The 16,976-nt window shown below is 66.4% G+C and carries 18 protein-coding genes; 12 read left to right on the top strand and 6 right to left on the bottom strand.

What is annotated here, in order from left to right:
* Window positions 1-40 precede the first annotated feature (40 nt).
* The 3 genes from L6Q96_08990 to L6Q96_08980 all read left to right on the top strand — a co-directional run bounded on the left by L6Q96_08990 (window position 41) and on the right by L6Q96_08980 (window position 1,257).
* On the top strand, window positions 41-541 hold the full coding sequence (locus tag L6Q96_08990; protein MCK6554698.1) for a hypothetical protein: 501 nt from the start codon (window positions 41-43) through the stop codon (window positions 539-541).
* Complete coding sequence (locus L6Q96_08985; GenBank protein ID MCK6554697.1) at window positions 538-723, top strand: hypothetical protein; 186 nt, start codon at window positions 538-540, stop codon at window positions 721-723. The genes L6Q96_08990 and L6Q96_08985 overlap by 4 nt, the downstream gene beginning before the upstream one ends.
* Before the next feature lie 384 nt (window positions 724-1,107).
* Complete coding sequence (locus tag L6Q96_08980) at window positions 1,108-1,257, top strand: hypothetical protein (GenBank protein MCK6554696.1); 150 nt, start codon at window positions 1,108-1,110, stop codon at window positions 1,255-1,257.
* An 87-nt stretch (window positions 1,258-1,344) separates the two neighbouring features.
* Here L6Q96_08980 and L6Q96_08975 read toward each other — a convergent pair whose 3' ends face one another.
* Window positions 1,345-1,848, bottom strand: a complete 504-nt coding sequence (locus L6Q96_08975) for an SMP-30/gluconolactonase/LRE family protein (GenBank protein MCK6554695.1) — start codon at window positions 1,846-1,848, stop codon at window positions 1,345-1,347.
* Window positions 1,849-2,061: 213 nt separating this feature from the next.
* Between L6Q96_08975 and L6Q96_08970 the strand changes: the two genes are divergently transcribed.
* Complete coding sequence (locus L6Q96_08970; GenBank protein ID MCK6554694.1) at window positions 2,062-2,631, top strand: Uma2 family endonuclease; 570 nt, start codon at window positions 2,062-2,064, stop codon at window positions 2,629-2,631.
* 100 nt (window positions 2,632-2,731) lie between these two features.
* On the opposite strand, the gene L6Q96_08965 is transcribed toward L6Q96_08970, so the two are convergent.
* On the bottom strand, window positions 2,732-4,240 hold the full coding sequence (locus L6Q96_08965) for a prolyl oligopeptidase family serine peptidase (GenBank protein ID MCK6554693.1): 1,509 nt from the start codon (window positions 4,238-4,240) through the stop codon (window positions 2,732-2,734).
* Window positions 4,241-4,929: 689 nt separating this feature from the next.
* Here L6Q96_08965 and L6Q96_08960 point away from each other — a divergent pair.
* Together L6Q96_08960 and L6Q96_08955 are read left to right on the top strand one after the other, a co-directional pair.
* Complete coding sequence (locus L6Q96_08960) at window positions 4,930-5,238, top strand: type II toxin-antitoxin system prevent-host-death family antitoxin (protein MCK6554692.1); 309 nt, start codon at window positions 4,930-4,932, stop codon at window positions 5,236-5,238.
* Window positions 5,235-5,603: a type II toxin-antitoxin system VapC family toxin gene (locus L6Q96_08955; protein MCK6554691.1), complete on the top strand. Its 369-nt coding sequence runs from the start codon at window positions 5,235-5,237 to the stop codon at window positions 5,601-5,603. Before L6Q96_08960 ends, L6Q96_08955 begins: the two co-directional genes overlap by 4 nt.
* A gap of 168 nt (window positions 5,604-5,771) precedes the next feature.
* Here L6Q96_08955 and L6Q96_08950 read toward each other — a convergent pair whose 3' ends face one another.
* The 4 genes from L6Q96_08950 to L6Q96_08935 all read right to left on the bottom strand — a co-directional run bounded on the left by L6Q96_08950 (window position 5,772) and on the right by L6Q96_08935 (window position 13,134).
* Window positions 5,772-10,361, bottom strand: a complete 4,590-nt coding sequence (locus tag L6Q96_08950; GenBank protein MCK6554690.1) for a DUF4215 domain-containing protein — start codon at window positions 10,359-10,361, stop codon at window positions 5,772-5,774.
* A 544-nt stretch (window positions 10,362-10,905) separates the two neighbouring features.
* The gene (locus tag L6Q96_08945) at window positions 10,906-11,208 is read right to left on the bottom strand and encodes a DUF86 domain-containing protein (GenBank protein ID MCK6554689.1); all 303 of its coding nucleotides are present in this window, start codon (window positions 11,206-11,208) and stop codon (window positions 10,906-10,908) included.
* A 134-nt stretch (window positions 11,209-11,342) separates the two neighbouring features.
* Window positions 11,343-11,747, bottom strand: coding sequence for a nucleotidyltransferase domain-containing protein (locus tag L6Q96_08940; protein MCK6554688.1), 405 nt, complete (start codon window positions 11,745-11,747; stop codon window positions 11,343-11,345).
* A gap of 946 nt (window positions 11,748-12,693) precedes the next feature.
* The gene (locus L6Q96_08935; protein MCK6554687.1) at window positions 12,694-13,134 is read right to left on the bottom strand and encodes a dienelactone hydrolase family protein; all 441 of its coding nucleotides are present in this window, start codon (window positions 13,132-13,134) and stop codon (window positions 12,694-12,696) included.
* A gap of 92 nt (window positions 13,135-13,226) precedes the next feature.
* On the opposite strand from L6Q96_08935, the gene L6Q96_08930 reads away from it, so the two are divergent.
* The 6 genes from L6Q96_08930 to L6Q96_08905 all read left to right on the top strand — a co-directional run bounded on the left by L6Q96_08930 (window position 13,227) and on the right by L6Q96_08905 (window position 16,506).
* Window positions 13,227-13,478, top strand: a complete 252-nt coding sequence (locus L6Q96_08930) for a hypothetical protein (protein MCK6554686.1) — start codon at window positions 13,227-13,229, stop codon at window positions 13,476-13,478.
* Between the two features lie 386 nt (window positions 13,479-13,864).
* The gene (locus L6Q96_08925; GenBank protein ID MCK6554685.1) at window positions 13,865-14,533 is read left to right on the top strand and encodes a hypothetical protein; all 669 of its coding nucleotides are present in this window, start codon (window positions 13,865-13,867) and stop codon (window positions 14,531-14,533) included.
* A 207-nt stretch (window positions 14,534-14,740) separates the two neighbouring features.
* On the top strand, window positions 14,741-15,253 hold the full coding sequence (locus L6Q96_08920; protein ID MCK6554684.1) for a hypothetical protein: 513 nt from the start codon (window positions 14,741-14,743) through the stop codon (window positions 15,251-15,253).
* A 332-nt stretch (window positions 15,254-15,585) separates the two neighbouring features.
* The gene (locus L6Q96_08915; protein MCK6554683.1) at window positions 15,586-16,071 is read left to right on the top strand and encodes a type II toxin-antitoxin system VapC family toxin; all 486 of its coding nucleotides are present in this window, start codon (window positions 15,586-15,588) and stop codon (window positions 16,069-16,071) included.
* On the top strand, window positions 16,068-16,265 hold the full coding sequence (locus L6Q96_08910; protein ID MCK6554682.1) for a hypothetical protein: 198 nt from the start codon (window positions 16,068-16,070) through the stop codon (window positions 16,263-16,265). The genes L6Q96_08915 and L6Q96_08910 overlap by 4 nt, the downstream gene beginning before the upstream one ends.
* A gap of 52 nt (window positions 16,266-16,317) precedes the next feature.
* The gene (locus L6Q96_08905; protein MCK6554681.1) at window positions 16,318-16,506 is read left to right on the top strand and encodes a hypothetical protein; all 189 of its coding nucleotides are present in this window, start codon (window positions 16,318-16,320) and stop codon (window positions 16,504-16,506) included.
* The last annotated feature ends 470 nt before the right edge of the window (window positions 16,507-16,976 follow it).

The raw sequence follows: 16,976 nt of genomic DNA, 5'->3' as shown, positions 1-16,976 counted from the left end.
ATATGGCGAGACCCGTCACGCTGCGTCATACTGCCCGCGGATGTCACCGCTCGAGTCCATCTTCGACGCCCTGAACCGTGCGGCGGTCCGCTACGTCGTCGTCGGCGGCGTCGCCGTCGTACTGCACGGATTCGCGCGCGTCACCGGCGACCTCGACCTGATCGTCGATCTTGCACCGCCCGCCGCACGGCGTGCCGTCGAGGCGCTCTTGGCGCTCGGGCTTTGCCCCCGCGTTCCGGTCGACCCGCTGTCCTTTGCCGACCCCGCGACCCGGGCCCTCTGGGCGCGCGACAAACACATGCGGGTCTTCACGCTGCTCGACCCCGGTAACCCGCTCCGACAGGTCGATCTCCTGGTGGAGCATCCGATTCCGTTCGACGAGCTCTGGACCCGTGCCGGCGTCATGACCACCACCGCCACCACGGTGCGTGTGGCGGCGATCGTCGACTTGATCGCGATGAAGGAACTGGCGGGGCGGCCGCGCGACCTGGCCGACATCGCCGCCCTGCGGGAGATCCAGCGGCGCAAGGGGGCCGGATGAGCCAACCGCTCTCTCCGTTCGTGTCGGGCGACGACTGGGAAGCCGACTGGGAGGGCCAGGCCCGCTGGCAACAGGTGGCGGGACTCGCCGCGACGCCCGCTCAGCGCCTGGCGTGGCTCGAGGACATGCGAGCCCTCGCCCTCGCCGCCGGGGCCCTGCCGCGTCCGCCGTCAGACGACTGAACGCGGACAAATTGCCGCTGGTGGACACCCACGCATGTGTCCAGACTCCGCTTGGCGGTCGCGCCGTGACGAAGTCCGGGCGAAGCGTCGGAGGCGTTCACGGTGAGCACGGGCGCCGGTTTCTGGGTCCGCTTGCCCGGCGGCAGCCTTCCCAAACGGGAGACCGCACGCGACCCTGAGACAGGACGCGGCGCGAGGAGTCCGGCAACCCGGCGCCGCGTTGCGGGCATTGCGGCTTCCCGTTCACCCCTGTGAGGAGCGGATGCGCTGTGCCGGCAGAAACTCGGGGTGGGTGCAGTCTCGTTCGGGAGTCGAATTGCAGTTCGGCGGGCTCTCCGTACTCGTACTCGTACACGTACTCGAACGAAGGACACGGGGAACCTGATGGATCTCGATAGGGTGCGCGAGGAAGTGGCCGAGTACGAGTACGAGTACGGAGGAGAGGCCGGTTCGGCGGCGCCCGCAGATGGAGTGCTGAACAAACCCATGCGCGCGACGCGCAAGAGCGCGCACGCCAGTGATGGCTGGCGTTGAACTACCGCTCTTGCGGAGGTGTCACCCTCGCGGGCCTCTCAAACGCCCCATTTGTCGTAACCATCCGACCCAACCCCAGATTGCCGATCACTTACGACCAGTCGGCAACATCTCCCATTCCCGGCCGGGATGTTTCGCCCGGAAAGACTCCAGGCATCCTCGGTCCTGCATGGTAACGTAGGCGGTGCGGCCGTCCGGACCGCCGAACGCGATGTTCGACGGCACCTTGCCGGTCAGCTCAATATCACGCACCACTTCCCCCGTCCGGGACACCATGGCTACCGTTCCCTTGCCCGGGCGGGTGATATACAGATTTCCCCGGCTGTCGCAGCGCATACCGTCCACGTAGAAATCGGGAAACTGCAGCAGCAGGCGCTTGTTGCCGATATTTCCCTCGGGCGACAGGTCGTAAGCCCAGACGTTACGCTGCACACTTTCGTTCACGTAAAGCGTCCGTTCGTCCCGGCTGATCTCGATGCCATTGGTGGTGCCCATATCGGCTTCCAGCAGATCTACCTCACCGTTCGTGTCAATGCGCCGGTGATATCGTTCGCGCCTTTCCGCGGCGGCACGGTCCTTCGGTCGCGTCACGTAAGTACTACCGTGTACATGAGTACCAGGTTTGGGTCATCGTGTTGATCGGACTCGGTGGAGCGGGCGCTCCGCGCGCGCTCCCTTCCTTGCTCATGGCGCCTGCGACGCGAGACGACGGGGAGCGACGGGGCCACGCCCTTCCGGGCGGTTCGATCGCGAGGCCGTCGTTCGCGGTGTAGGGAACGAATCGCGCGGGCTACAGCCGGCGGTATGGAACCCGCGCGGCACCGCGCTGCGTGCGACGATGTACTTACTCTGCCGGAACACCTCGTGGGTGAGATCGTCGACGGCGAGCTGTACGCCTCGCCGCGGCCGGGTTCGCCGCAGGCGCTGGCCGCTTCCGGAATCGGCAGTGACGTGTTCGGCCGCTTCAACCGCCCGCCGAACGGCCCCGATGCGCCCGGCGGGTGGTGGATTCTGTACGAGCCGGAGATCCATCTCGGTCCCGACGCGATGGTTCCCGACGTCGCCGGCTGGCGCCGTGAGCGCATGCCGGCGATCCCGAACGTCGCCTACTTCGAGCTCGCACCGGACTGGGTCTGCGAGGTGGTGTCCCCGAAGACCGCGATTCTCGACCGCCGCCGCAAGATGCCGATCTACGCCTGCGAAGGCGTGTCGCACCTGTGGATCGCCGACCCGATCCTGAAGACGCTCGAGGTGCATCGCCACGAGGGCGGGCGCTGGATCGTCGCCAGAACCCACGGCGGCGATGAACAGGTCCGCGCCGAGCCCTTCGACGCCGTCGAGATCGACCTCGCCCGGTGGTGGTTGAAAACCTGACCGCGCTTCGCACCCGACCGTACCGGCGTTTCGTTGCCGACCCACAGCGGCGGAGAGGGTCGGAAGGGCCGCGGCGGATCGCAACATCACGCCTCCTTGCTCACTCCTCCGGCAAGCGGAACTGCGACAGGAACGTCCACGCCGTACGCGCGACGTCGATTACGGGATTCAGGTACGTCTGGTGCCCCGGGTCGGTGCTGTCCGTGCGCGCCGTGTCGCTGGCGAGAACGCTGCACAGGCCGACGCGTACGCCGCCGTTGCAGTTGGTGTAGGCCTCGCAGGCGCTCGCACCGCTCTCGACCCGCTCGTCGGGCATGGTGCCGGCACAGCCGTTCGTGTCGCGCCAGAAGGCGAAAGTTTCCGCCGCCGACTTGAACAGGGCGTTGCCGTCGTACGGCACCTCCGTATCGTTGATCCCGGCGAAGTCGATGACGGCGATCGGCCGCGTTGGCTGGCAGGGCAGGCTTCTCGGAAGCGTGATCCGTCCCGCCACCGGCGCGACCGCGGCAAAGACGTCCGTCGCCTGACACGCGAGACGATGACTCAGCATGCCGCCGTTCGAATGCCCCGTCGCGTACACGCGACGCCGATCGATGTTCGCCTCGGTCGCGACCGCCGCCACGATGGCGCGCGCGAAGCCAAGGTCATCGGCCCGCTTCGTTGCCGCGTCGCCGCAACACCAGCCGGCATTGAACGACGGCCCCTGCGCCGCCTCACCTTCGGGCACGCTCGCCTGGCCATAGAGACCCAGCGGATAGGCAACGAGGAATCCCTCGGCGTCGGCACGAGCGCGGAAGCCGCTCACGCCGGCAAACCGGGTGAGATTGTTCTGTCCGCCGTGGAAGTCGAGCACGAGCGGCACGGCTGTCGCACCATCGTAGCCCGGTGGGACGTGCAGATCGTAGAGCCGCCGCTGGCCGCCAACGACGAGCAGGCGCCTGTGATCGCCGGGCGTCAGCGGGTCGATGCACCCGTTCAGCGCGTTGCCGACGCCGGCGATCAGCTCCTCGACCGTCACGGTCAGGTCCTGGCTCGGGTCGAGCATCTCGCACGCCGACAGCGGCGCGCTACCGTTGGCGATGTTCACGCCCGTGACCAGCTCGTCGATCGTCACATCGACGCTGAGATCGCAATCGCCGGCGCAGCGCACGATCGGCGCCATCGAGCCCTCGCCGGTGCTGAAGACGAGGAGCGCATTGTACGATTGTGCCGGCACGTAGAGGTGCCGGCCATCCGGGCTCGTCGCGAACAGCCGGAGCAAGCCAAGGCCGATCCACCCGGGCACGACGTCGCCACGGGCCTCGACGAACGTGAGCCGCCCCGTGTCGGCGGCGCGCGCAAAGACGTCGACCGACTTGCCGTGATCCGCCGTGGTGTACACGTGCGTGCCGTGCGGGCTGACGACCACGCCGCGGGTCCCGGCGAGCCCGAGGACGCCGTCGACGTGGTCGTGCAGCACCTGCGCCACCCGGAGCCGCCCGGCGGTGCCGTCACTCGCCTTCGCGGGCAGGGCGAACAGCAGCGAGAGCAGCAGCAGCGCGATTGCCTGCGCTGTTGGCGTACCGGCGTGCCAGCCGGCGTTTCGTGCGGAACCCCTCCCGAGAAGCAACCGTCCGTTCCAAGCGGGCGCCCCTCGATACACCGGCCCCAGGAGAGGGGCCGGCACTCGGGGCGAACGGGTGGTGGCCCCGCTCGTTTGAGATTCGGACCGATGGATCCGTTCGCCCCGAGTAGGTCCGGTCCTTTCACGGGCCGTATCGAGGGGCCGCGTCGGCCCGGCAAACCCCAGTTTCTTTCGGACAGACGGCGGCCACCGCCTTTCGGTACTACTCCGGACGAACGTGTGTGTCATGACACACCTCGTTACCAGTGATCACTGCTCGCTGCGGCAGGCCGTGTCTCCGACTGGAACTTTCGCTGCCGCTTCGAATCGGAAAGAACTGGCGGTTCGGGAAGGGCGCCGATGCTCGGCCGCTACCGCGGCGGGCCCCTATGAGCTGGACGATCGTTGCGGCCGAACTGCGGCAGCCCATGATCAGTCTCCCCCATCGGGTATCCCACCCCTCAGGCAAGCAAGATCGTAACCAGTAGGCCACCGTCGGCTAATGGAGCGGCTCGCTCGTCCTGCTACGGCCGGTGTTTGCCGCGGCCGCGAACACTTCTCGGGGAAGGGAAGGACTTCGGCCTTCGCCGAGGTAACGCCGGGACGGCCATTCTCAATGGGTTGCTGAACGCGAGCCGTAAGCCTGCTGAGCGAAGGACTGCGGCCGCTGGCGGCAACGTGCGGGGGTGACGGACATGGCCGGTTATCCCGGGTCCAAAGTTGACCAGATTGGTCGCCCCGGTTACGTTGGGCCGGTGAAATGCGTCAACATCGCCGAGGCTAAGGCGCACCTTTCAGAACTGGTGGAACGGGCCGCGCACGGGGAGGAGATCGTTCTGGCGCGCTCGGGAAGGCCCCGGGCCAAGCTGGTGGCCTGGCAGCCGCCCCGGGCCGAGCGCAAGATGCCCTCTCGCCCCCGAGGGCGCTTCCGCGTTCGCGAGGGCTTTGACGCGCCTCTTCCGGAGTCGGTGCTTCGGCTCTTCGAGGGCAAAGTTCGCCGGTGAGGCTGCTGCTCGACACCCACACCTTCGTGTGGTGGGACGAGGCTGCTCTGCCGCCCACTGTCGCTCGCCGAATCGAACGGGCGGACGCGGTGTTTGTGAGTGCGGTGTGTGCCTGGGAAATCGCCATCAAAGCCGCGTTGGGCAAGATCGACACGAAGGCCTCGGTGGAGGAGGCCCTCGCCGACTATGGGTTCGTTGAACTGCCGGTGCGAGTCCGACACGCAGACGCGGTGCGCGCTCTGCCTTCCCACCATCGAGATCCCTTCGACCGCCTCCTGGTTGCGCAGGCGTTGGTCGAGGACCTGGTCATCGTATCGAACGACCGATTCCTTCGCAGGTATCCGGCCCAAGTCGTCTGGGATTGACCGAGCCCAGCCTCCATCACGACCGGCCGACGCTCGCGGCCGCAGTGCTATTTGCGCAGCAAGCCGGTGTTGAATCCGCGGGAGCGCGGGACTGGCGCGCTCTACATGCCGGCGTATGAAGTTCACCTGGCGGCGCGCGGCCCAACCCGCAGGCATTTCGCGGTCCGGTCATCGGCTGCCCACCTGCGGTGTGACGGTCGGGGCGGGGGGCGTGTTCGTCGCCGTCGGCCACGGGCGCGGCGTCGGCGTCGCCGGGTACGCGCATCCCTCCAGCGCATCGCGCACCGCCGCAACGATCTCGTCGATGGTGATCGCGCCGTCACCGTCGGCGTCGCCGTCACCGCAACTCTCAACCGATGCGAGGCCGAGGGCGATGTTCACCATGATTACCAGCTCGTCGACCGTGACCGTCCGGCCACCGTTGCAGTCCCCGACGCACAACCCCGGCCGGAGGTGGTGACAGCCGTCCACCGGGTCGCAGTAATCGAGCGTCTCCGGATTGCCGTCGTCGCAGTCCAGCGGCGTGCCCGTCTCGGGAATGCACTCGCCCTGAGCGTTGCACGTGCCCGGACCGTCACAGACGTCCCAGTCGGCGCACGTCGTGCCGGCCGCCACCGCGCGGCAGGTCGCCGAGCAGCAGTCGTTGCCGGAGACGTTACCGTCGTCGCACTCCTCCGGCGGCCCGACGACGCCGTTGCCGCAGAACGACATCGTGCAGTTGACGTCGCAGCCGTCGCCGTTGACGCTGTTACCGTCGTCGCACGCCTCGCCGAGTCCGGCTTGCCGCACGCCGTCGCCGCAGAATTCGTTGCGGCAGGCGGCGCTGCAGCCGTCCTCCGAGTCGCTGTTGCCGTCGTCGCACTCCTCGCCGGTGGTGAGGATGCCGTTGCCGCACTGTGTCCACGTGCAGTTGACGTCACAGCCGTCGCCGCTGAAGGCGTTGCCGTCGTCGCACTGTTCGTTCAGCCCGGCCTGGCGCACCCCGTCGCCGCAGAACTCGTTGCCGCAGGCACCGCTGCAGCCGTCTTCCCAGGTAGTGTTGCCGTCGTCGCACTGTTCGCCCGCCGTGACCACGCCGTTGCCGCACGCCGTCGGCGTGCAGTTCGAGTCGCAGCCGTCGCCGTCGGTCTGGTTGCCGTCGTCGCACTGCTCCGAGCCGGTCCGGATAATGCCGTCGCCGCAGACGTTCGCTTTGCAGTCGTTGCGGCAGGCGTCGTGGTCGTCGCTATTGGCGTCGTCGCACTCCTCTCCGGCGGTGCGGTTCACCGTACCGTCGCCGCAGGCAGCGAGGGTGCAGTCGTCGTCGCAGGTCGCCGACTCGCCGCCGTCGTCGCAGACCTCGCCGGGGTCAAGCGCGCCGTTGCCGCACTGGTTGGCAGCGAGGACGATGGTCGTAATCGTATCGTGGAGGCCCGGCAGATCGAGCCAGGGTGTGTTCCCCACCAGAGTACCGACGACGCTGTCCTGATCCAGGGCTGCGCAGCTCAACGGGCGGCCGGTGACGGTGCTCGTCAGCCGTCCGCTATAAATGTCGTCAACGTCGGCGATCTCCGTCGTCGCGCTGGCGGTTGTAAGAGCGACACGGAAATCCAGGGGCAGGAACCCGACGAAGTAGTAGAAGAGCTGGCCACCCGGAACGGGATCGTCGGACGTGCACGGGACACCGTCCCCGCCCTTCGCCGAGACGCAGTGGCCGCCGGGGCAGGTGCCGTCGCCGTCACACCACGCGCCGCTGTTGGCCGACTCGACGCAGATCTTCGAGTCGGTTTCCGTCTCGCAGTTGTAGAACTGCCGGGTCAGGAGCCGCAGGTCGAGACGGGCGGATCCCGCCGGACCGCTACCGGCCGCGGTCATCTCCTCGGGTCCGTTACAGACACCCTCGTGCGCGCCGCCGCAGTCGGCGTCCGCCCGGCAGGCACGGCCGGGATAGCTGCCGTCAACGCAGGCGGCATACTCGCAGCGGCCGGCTCGTTCCACCGTCCCCTCGGTGCACTGCGGGTCGGTGTCGTTGGTGTGGTGGTCGACGGTCGTGGTCAGGTTCACGCCGGACCGCGTCCCGCTGCACGTCACCGATCCGGCACCGGCCAGGCCTTCTCCGAGCTCGGGGTCCTCCATGCCGTGGATGCAAAGGCACGCATAAGAGCCGACGGGGATCGGCGCGATCGAAAGATCGCCGGGGCGCACGGCCAGCGGAATGGCGGGATCCCCGGAGCTCGGCCGGCTGCCTCCGACCCTGAGGATCATGTGCGCCCCCGAAAAGGGCATGGGAATCCGCTGTATGACCTCGGACTCGACGAGGGCGCCACTCGTGCCGGCCTGGAGGTTTCGATCATGCTCTACCCCGGGCTTCAGGGTGACCGGCACACTGCGCTCCGTGGTGCAGTTGACGGCGCAGTCATCGCCGCCGAAGGTCGTGCACTCGCCGTCCGGGCACTGCCGGTGCGCCGTGCAGAACGTGCCGGCGTTGGCGCCGCCGATGCAGATGCCGCCGTCGTCGCACTCCTCGTCGCCGTCGATGCGATTGTTGCCGCAGCCGGGGCCGAGGCAGTCGGCGTCGCAGCCGTCGCCATGGACCAGGTTGCCGTCGTCGCAGCCTTCCGGCGGCGTCACGACCTCGTTGCCGCAGATGGTGCAGCCGGTGGTGCAGCCGTCGTTCGGATTGGCGTTGCCGTCGTCGCACTCCTCCGGCGCGGTGGCGACGCCGTTGCCGCAGATCGTGCAGGCACCGGTGCAGCCGTCGAACGGGTAGCGGTTGCCGTCGTCGCACTGTTCGCCACAAAGCGGGTCGAGGTGCCCGTCGCCGCAGCTTTCCCCGCGCTGACAGGTCGCGGTGCAGCCGTCGCACGGGTCGATGTTGCCGTCGTCGCACTGCTCGCCCGCGGTCTTGATGCCGTTGCCGCAAGCCGTCGGTGTGCAGTTGGCGTCGCAGCCGTCGCCACTGGTCGTGTTGCCGTCGTCGCACGCCTCTGCAGCCGGGTTGCGCACGCCGTCGCCGCAGACGTTGAGGGTGCAGTTGGCGCGGCAGGCGTCGGCGTCGCTGGTGTTGCCGTCGTCGCAGGCCTCGCCGCAGTCGGTGCTGAGAACGCCGTCGCCGCAGCGGTAGCCCACGGGCTCGATCTGGCAGGTGGGCGAGCAGCCGTCGCAGGGATTGGTGTTACCGTCGTCGCACGGTTCGGCGGGGCTGCGGATGCCGTTGCCGCACGCGCTTAGCGTGCAGTTGGCGTCGCAGCCGTCGCCGCTGACGAGGTTACCGTCGTCGCAGGCCTCGATCAGCGCGCGGATGCCGTTGCCGCAGACCGAGCAGGCGTTCGTGCAGCCATCCGACGCGTTGGTGTTGCCGTCGTCGCACTCCTCGCCGGCGTCGAGCGCGCCGTTACCGCAATCGGTGACTTCCACTACCCCGTTGGGCCGGAAGTCCCCGCCACAGCCTCCGTAGCCGGATTCGAGGATGTCGTTCCACAGGCCGCTGTCCGGGGATATGTGGACATAGTCTTCGCCATCGCCGCAATCGTTGGGTTCACCCGGCGACCAATGCGTGTACGGTGACGCTTCGCCGCTCACCCAGACGAACCTGCCTTCCGAGGCGGCGTCGCTCAGCCCGATCCAAAGGTGCCGATCGACGTTGCCGAAATTCGAGAACTGGCTCCAGATCCAGTTCTCTTCGCTCTCGTTGTTGACGGTGACGAGATGGCCGCCGAGACAGACCGCCGCGCTTTCGGCGGTCGACCACGGGGCGAACTCCAGCAGGTAGTAGCGGTGATTGTTGGCCGGGTTGACGATCGGCCCGGCGAGGATAGCGGTCGGTCGCTGGCAGGTCGACGAGCAGCAGTCGCCGTCGAGCAGGTTGCCGTCGTCGCATTCCTCGTAGCCGGCGGTAACGCCGTTGCCGCACACGGTGCAGGCGAGCGTGCAACCGTCGGTGTCGTCGGTGTTACCGTCGTCGCACTCCTCGCCGGTGTCGACGGTGCCGTTGCCGCAAGTGTCGGGCGGTACGGAAACGAGGTAGAGATCAGCGGAACGCGTACCGGAGTTGTCGGGGAAGTACGGGTCCTCGTGGGTGATGCGGATCAGGTGGGTACCCGACGAAACCGCCATCAGGAACGGAGAACCCACGCGACCGAGGTGCAACTGCAGGCAGCCGATGCTGGAACCATCCTGGCTGACTCCAAAGCCACCCCCACCCGAGCCGAGGGCCGTGGCGTTTAGCAATGCGAACGCTTCGGCCGGAACCGACAGTTCTGCCGACACTGAATTCTCTTCGAGCGGCCCCGAAGAGATATGGAGGTCCGGTGCGGTGACTGGCCGCAGGATCGGTGTAGGGGAGTACGCGATGACTAAGCGGTCTCTTCCTGTGGGGCCACGGGGACTGGGGTTGTAGCCACCCAGAACGACGCGCGCACCGCCGCTTACGGGGAACTTGAATACGCGTTCCGAAACGCCAACAGCGTAGTCGGATGCGCCGAGGCACACTCCCCCTGTCCCGAGGGCGTTGAAGACCTCAGCGCTGAACAGGTGGGTTCCGTCTTCGCCGAACAGGTCGCAGTGGAGCATGCCGCCGGGACCGGAGTCCGGGTTGAGATAGCGAACTGTGACATGACCTGAACGCGGCGCCGTGACGGAGATCTCCGGCGGGCCGGTGGCGGCGTCGAACTCGGCCTCCCGAAGCACGGTTCCTGCGAACAGCGGCCCGGCCAACGAGGCCGCGGTGGCAATCACTGCGCCACCGATCAGGGCGTGGATGATGGCTGTCCGGTTCATGAGAGCCCTCCTCGGTCATGCCGGTCGCGGGCGTATGCGCCCGGGCGATGGTCCAGTTTGTCTGCGGATCGAGTCTGGAACAGGAGGTTCGGGAACGGCGGGAGCGCCCTGCGAGTACAGAAGCGGGCGCCCGGGAGCAGCACGATCGTTACGGCCACACAGCGCCGGCCCATGATCAGCCCCCCGTCACGTTCCTCACCACGAACGCATGCAATATGGCATCCCGCGAGGTGAAGACCGCGGCGCGAAGAATTCGGGGGGGCTCGCTGTCGGCCCCTATTCCGAGTGCCGCGAACGCTTCTCGCGGCGCGGAAAAAGCCGGCGGGTTTGGCGAGACACGCACGGCGGGTTAGGGCGTTTGGCGCCACCCAGCCGCGGTTCAACGGGAGTTTGGCGGGCCACCCAGCCGCGCCCGGCGGGCTCCGGCTGGGCACGAGTCCCGCCGGAAGTGCGGGCGCGAATTCACCCGCCGGTCGTGCAGCGCAGTGGGTGTCCTTCCAGCGGGCACTGAATCGCCGCGGTGAGTGAGGCTTGCCGATTGAGGTTACCGTGGCAGAGCCGCTACGCCTTGCAGGTGTCGCGCGACGTGCTCGGCAAACTCTCGGAACTGCCCCGGGCCGTCGTGTAGCATCTCCCAGACCACGCCGAGGTCGACGGCGAGATAGTCGTGCACAAGGATGTTGCGGAAGCCGGGCATGCCCCGCACCCGCTCGACGAATGACGCCGGGACGACGCCACGTTCACCGAGTATCTCGATGACCTCGCGGTACGACTCCGGCGCGCCCAGCGCTTGCCCGGCAATCAGGTGACTGCCGATGTCGAGAACGCATGCGATTGCCAGTTGCAAGCCGTGTTCGATGGTCCATTGCGTCTAAAGCTGCGCGTCGAACTCCGGGCGCGTGACCGTCGTCGCAAGCCGTTCGAGCTCCGCCACATAGGTTTCGAGGGCGTGGAGGCGGCTGCAGACGGAGGCGCGGTCGATCATGAGCGTTGCGCGTACCGCTCCAGCAGCGCCACGTCGAGGCGTTCGCGCAGCGGCTGCGTATCGAGGTATTCGCGCCGCGTCGCCACCTCGAAGCGCACGCGCGCGGCGTCGTCGCGACAGTAGAGGAGGCGCCCCCGCACGATCGCCCGTTCCCGCAAGAGGACCGAGGCGCGGTTCAACACGAGGACATCGACGTCGGACCGATGGAACACCAGCATGAGGTCCGAGATCAGCCGCGCCTGGATCATCCCCGGAGCAGGTGCGTTGGGCTCGAGCAGCACGGCAACATCGACGTCGCTCAACGCGGTGGCCTGTCCGCTCGCCTGCGATCCGAACAGATACGCGGCGACCACCGGGTAGCGGTCAAAGACGGCCGCGAGCCCACTCATATTCAGATCCATCAATTGTCATCCTCGCACCGCGACCGTGGCGCGGTCAACGCCGTGGGGCGGTGACCGTGGCACTGTAATAGGAAAGACATCCATCGAACCCATCGCAGAACTGCCGCCACGGTGAGACGACAACGGGGGCGTTGAACGGGGACTGACTGTGAAGCGGGGCGGTCTCGGCGCGGGCTGGGTGCAGCCAGTTCCCGGCGAGGTGTCCACTGTGACGGCCTTGCTTCCGGCGGCCGCCACGTACACGTGCTTCCCGTCGGGACTGATTGCCAGGCCGGGGGGTTGGACGAGGCCCTCGATCCCGCCGACCCGGTCACGTAGCACCTCGACGAAGCGCAAGCCGGCGTGGCTCGGCCCGGTCGGGAGTGCTTCGACTCGCATCGGGGTGAGTACGACGTTGCATAGCACGACTACGTAAGTGCATTGCCGGAGACGAATACGCCACGGATCGACTCGTGTCATGGGTGCCTCCATGGGCTTGGCGGCAGTAGCAAGGGGGGCTCATCGGCGGATCTTGACGCTGATCGTAGAGGAGCATTTCCAGGACGGCGCGGGAAAGGTTGTGGCGCAACCCTCCCGGCAAGCTCCACCGGTCGGCTCGGCGGGAGCCTCGCCCTCCCAAATGGGCGCCGTTTTCTCAGGCGCCGTATCGAGGGGCGGCCTGCGTTCGAATGCTCGCCAGTTTCTTCCCGACAGGCGGCGTGCACAACGCTTCAGGGCGCTACTCCGGACAACCCTCCATGTCATGGCACACCTCGTTGCTCCGTGATCGTGACCCGGTGCGGCACCGTCGAGTCGGCGCCGGTCAGTCATCGGGCGGCTCGACGGTATCGGCGGTGAAGACCGTCCCCGGCGCCGGCGAGAGATACGCGTCGAGGCGGCGGCCGCCCGCCACCCAGTGCAGGAAGAACGGCACCGCGTAGCGCAGACTGACCCGATGCGCTTCGTCCTAGGTCAGCGTCGTCGGGTCGTCGCAGGGATCGATCGGGCGGATGCACTCGTTCGAGAAGCCGAAGTGGCCCATGTTGAAGATCGCCACCAGGTACCGGGGTGGGTTAAGCGCCGCATAGTCGTGCTCGCCCCATTCTTCGATGGGGTTCAGTGTGTCGCGGCTTCCGCCAGGGATCATCATTGGGACCCGGATCCGCGCGATCTCCTCGGCAGGCACGATGGCGCCTGACGCCAGGGGCAGGCCGGCATCCACGCGCGGATCTCGGGCGCTCGCCATCAAGGTCGTGTCAGCACCGAACGAGTGGCCGGTGACCCCGATGCGCTCGCCGTCGATCGTTTGATGGAAGAACGAGTCGGATGCCTCGCTCAGGGCGAGCAACGAATCGATCACGAAGCTGACGTCTGCCGGCCGGTTCGCGTACAAGTCCTGTTTTGCCACATCGGTGCCGCACGTCGGCTCACCGAAGACATTGCCCGGATGCGTGCGGGTGTCCGACCACCCCTCCTTGGCCGAACGGATACCGCGGCTTCATGCGTATCCGTCACTACGGGCTGCTGGCCAACAGCCAGCGCCGCCACAAGCTCGCACCTAGCCGCACCCTGCTCGGCGTCGTCGATCTCGCCCCACCGACGGTCGACAACGAATCTACGGACGATGAACCCCGCGGCGAGCGTGACTACCACCGACTTTCGCATGATCGAGGACCGGGACCATGTCCGGTCTGCGGCAAGCCGATGCGTGTCATCGAGAACATTTCACCAGTGAAGCGCGACACCTCATGACCACACGCCTGCCTCCCTGCGAGCTCCTTTCCTTCCGGCGAGCCGCCGGCTCGCGACGCAGCCGTGTGCCCGTGACAGCGAGATCGCGCCTCGGAAGCTCACTGGCATCGGCATCGATGCGCCTATCCTTGCCGATCGCGATCCTCGGCCCCCCTCCCGACGCCACAATTCGAACCCCTGCTCGATTGCCATCGCCGCCCCACTTGCGATAGAGGCCCCATAGGGAGCAACAGCGGTGCAACGCGGTTCAGTTCAACGGGGGCTTTCCGCCATCCGGCCGTGGGTCCTCCTCTTTCAAGCAAACGATCGTACGGCCGGACGGCGGAAAAACCCTCTTCGTTAGGCAGGAAGCGGGTGTGAACCGGATGCGATTCGAGGGAACGGTCGTGCTACTCGTGATCGCACTATTGGAGATTGCGACCGTCGCGGAAGGGAAGTACGACCCACCGCAGTTCTTCGAGCTCGCGGGGCTCGCCGATTTGATTGTTCGCGGGGAAATCGTGACAGTGAACGAGAAAGCGTTCACTCTACGAGTTAGCGAGATCCTTGCCGGTCGAGAGGACACCACAGAACTCGACGTACTCAAGTTTGTCGACTGGACCTGCTCTCATCGCTGGAAACCGTACGCCGTTGGGCAAGAGGAGGTGGCGTTCCTTCTGCGGCTCGACGACAAAGAGATGCGCGAAACAGGCGCGCACTTCGCGCTGCTCAGTGCTGGTGACGAAGGGGAGTGGGAGATCGTCGGCAGTGAAATCTCGGTCCAAGGCTTTCGCGTACCCGGCGGGAGAATGGACGATCAGGGCGAGCATCCTGGTCAGTGGCTTCCTCTCGACGTTGTGTTGGACGCTATCCGGCACTATCGGAGGTGCTTCTCGGTTCACGGCAACGGTCGGAATCGGGAAGTTCGAAAGTTGTGTGCAACACGGGAACTGGACCAGTATCGGCGGCGGTCGACGGTCCACGACTATCTCGTACAAACATCAGAAGAAGAGATCGCGGCTTATGTTCCACCGCCAACGCCCGGACCGTTCCCACCCGAAAAGCTACGGCAATGACCGAGTCTGTGGGGATGAGCACCAACGAGAGCGCCGGAGCCAACGTCGCGCCTAACAAGCCGCTGCAGCCGACGCGGGCCGCGTGGCGGCTCAGACAACGGGAAGCGGCGCGTTGCGGCCCGCGCGGCTGAGCGTCAGGCGTTCGGCTTGTGCTGTGGACGGGGTCGGGGCTGAAAACGCCGATGCACAGATCAAGAGGAGGTGGGTATGCCACGCACTCGAACCGCGGCAATGACTCTGGCCGGGATAGCACTCGCGGTCCTGATAAACTCGGCGACGTTTGCCGGCATCGTCGACACGCCCCTGCCTATGCTGGTCGCCGGCAAGAATACGCTTCACGTGTATTCCGTCTCCGGGGTCAACGGCGGGGGCGGATACGCGTTGGGGACCTACTTCTCCTGCACCTCCACAGATGCAGCGACGATTCAGGTTGGGGTTGAGGTCTTCGCACCCTTCGGAGGTGCTCCGATCAACGACGGGGTCGCGACATCGCTCGCTGTGGTACCTGGCCAGACCGTATTGTTTGGAACGATGAGCGCTGCGGGCATCATACTAAACTCCGACCTGGGTGGAGGATTTGGGAACGCGGGCTCTGCGCGCATCATCGCCACGTCGAAGAAGCTGGTGTGCAGCGCCTTCCTGGCCGACCGATTTAGCACGCCGCCGGCATCGATGGTCCATCTGACCATTGTGAAGAAGGCGACGCAGAAGGGAGAGTAACAATCCTCGGCGCTAATGCTCGACGAACGTTGACGCCGCGGGTTGGAGCGTTGGTCTTTGCTATCGATGGGCCCACCCGTGCGGTCGCGCGCTGCGGGCGATTGACGCCTGACGTGGGCCGGACGTAGGCTGGACCCGATGACACTGGAACACGCTCGTGAGTCCCTTCGGGCAGCCGAACTCTGCCTCCGGGAGCGTCTCGTCAACTCGGCGACCGGCAGAGACGGGAAACCGGGGGACACAGGGCCGAGTAGGCCGACTGGAGAAGACGCGAAGCTTCGGACCAACGGGCCCGAGCCCACCGCGGACGCACAAGCCATGGTTTGAGTGCGATGGAGCCGAAGACGGTTTATGTGGAGACATCGGTCATCTCCTACCTCACCGCTCGGCCGACCAGTGATCTGTTGGCGGCAGCCTGGCAGAAGGCGACCGTCGATTGGTGGGATACTCAACGGAGTCGATTCTCTCTATACAGCTCCAGCGTCGTAACCGAAGAGGCTGGAAGGGGAAGTCCGGAGGCCGCGTCACGGAGACTCGAGGCGCTGTCCGGCATCCCATTGCTGGCGATCACGGACGAGGTTGTTGCATTGTCCAAGGTGCTCATCCGGGAGGGTGCACTTCCGGCGAACGCGATCGGCGATTCTCTCCACATCGCCATCGCAGCGGTGCACGCTATTGATTACTTGCTCACCTGGAATTACCGCCACATTGACAATGCCGAGATGAAACCTCTCGTGCGCGCTGTTTGCACGACGGGTGGCTACGTTTGCCCAGAAATATGCACGCCGCAGGAACTGATGGGAGCGAACCAGCAATGACTGACCCAATCATAGAAGAGCTCTGGAAGATCAAGGACGAAATCGCGCGTGAGTATCAAGGCGATGTCGATGCCTTCGTAGCCCAACTCAGGGCGCAGGGGCCAACCGCAGGACACGAAGTCGTGGATCTACGTGCGAAGCGGATTGCCGAACAGGGCCATGCACCCGACGCGCAAGAAGACGCGCGCGGGTGATGGCCGGCGTTCGGCTTGCAGGAACTGACAAGGGAGACGAGAGGGGGTAGCAATGACGAAGAGTTCTGTTGGGTCGTTCGCGTTGGCAATCGCCGTGGCATTGCTGGGTGCCGCGCCGACGGTAGCACAGGTCGCTGACTGCACGGGTCAGCCGTCGGGAGTTCCATGCACCGACACCGATAACAACCCTTGCACGAGTGCGGCGTGCGACGGGGCAGGCACGTGTGACCAGAGCGGATAGCCGGCATAAACGCCGTGTTTGACGTAAGATCAATTCTCGGGCGTTGCCCGCCATCCCCCTCGTCTTTACGATCGCCCCTTCACAGCCCGAATACAGCGCGGACAAAGCGCGTGTCGACAAGAGATTGCGCCCGCAGGCCGGCCGCACCCGGGCGCCGGCAGGACGGGTGCCGGCGAGGGCGCCGGCGCAGTCGGCAAGCCGAGATGGCGGAGGATCTTCTCGATCGCCGCGGTGGGGTCGCCGTTGGCGGAGCGAGGACGGTCCCGACGGCCTCCGGCAGCACCGGCGCTCCCCAAACACGGGCGAGGTCAGAAGAACGGAAAACGGGAGATAGGAAACCGGAGACGGGAAACCGGTCAGCAGATCGGATCGGCGCTCCCCGGTTGAGAGGAACGATCGATTACACCCATGTTCTGCGTGAGGACGCGGCGGTGTATCCGGCCAGTCTAGCCTTCGAAAACGACGGCATG

The sequence above is a fragment of the Candidatus Binatia bacterium genome, assembly GCA_023150935.1.
Taxonomy (GTDB): Bacteria; Desulfobacterota; Binatia; order HRBIN30; family HRBIN30; genus JAKLJW01.
Note: the sequence above shows the minus strand (reverse complement) of the source record. Positions and strands in the feature narration are given on the sequence as shown.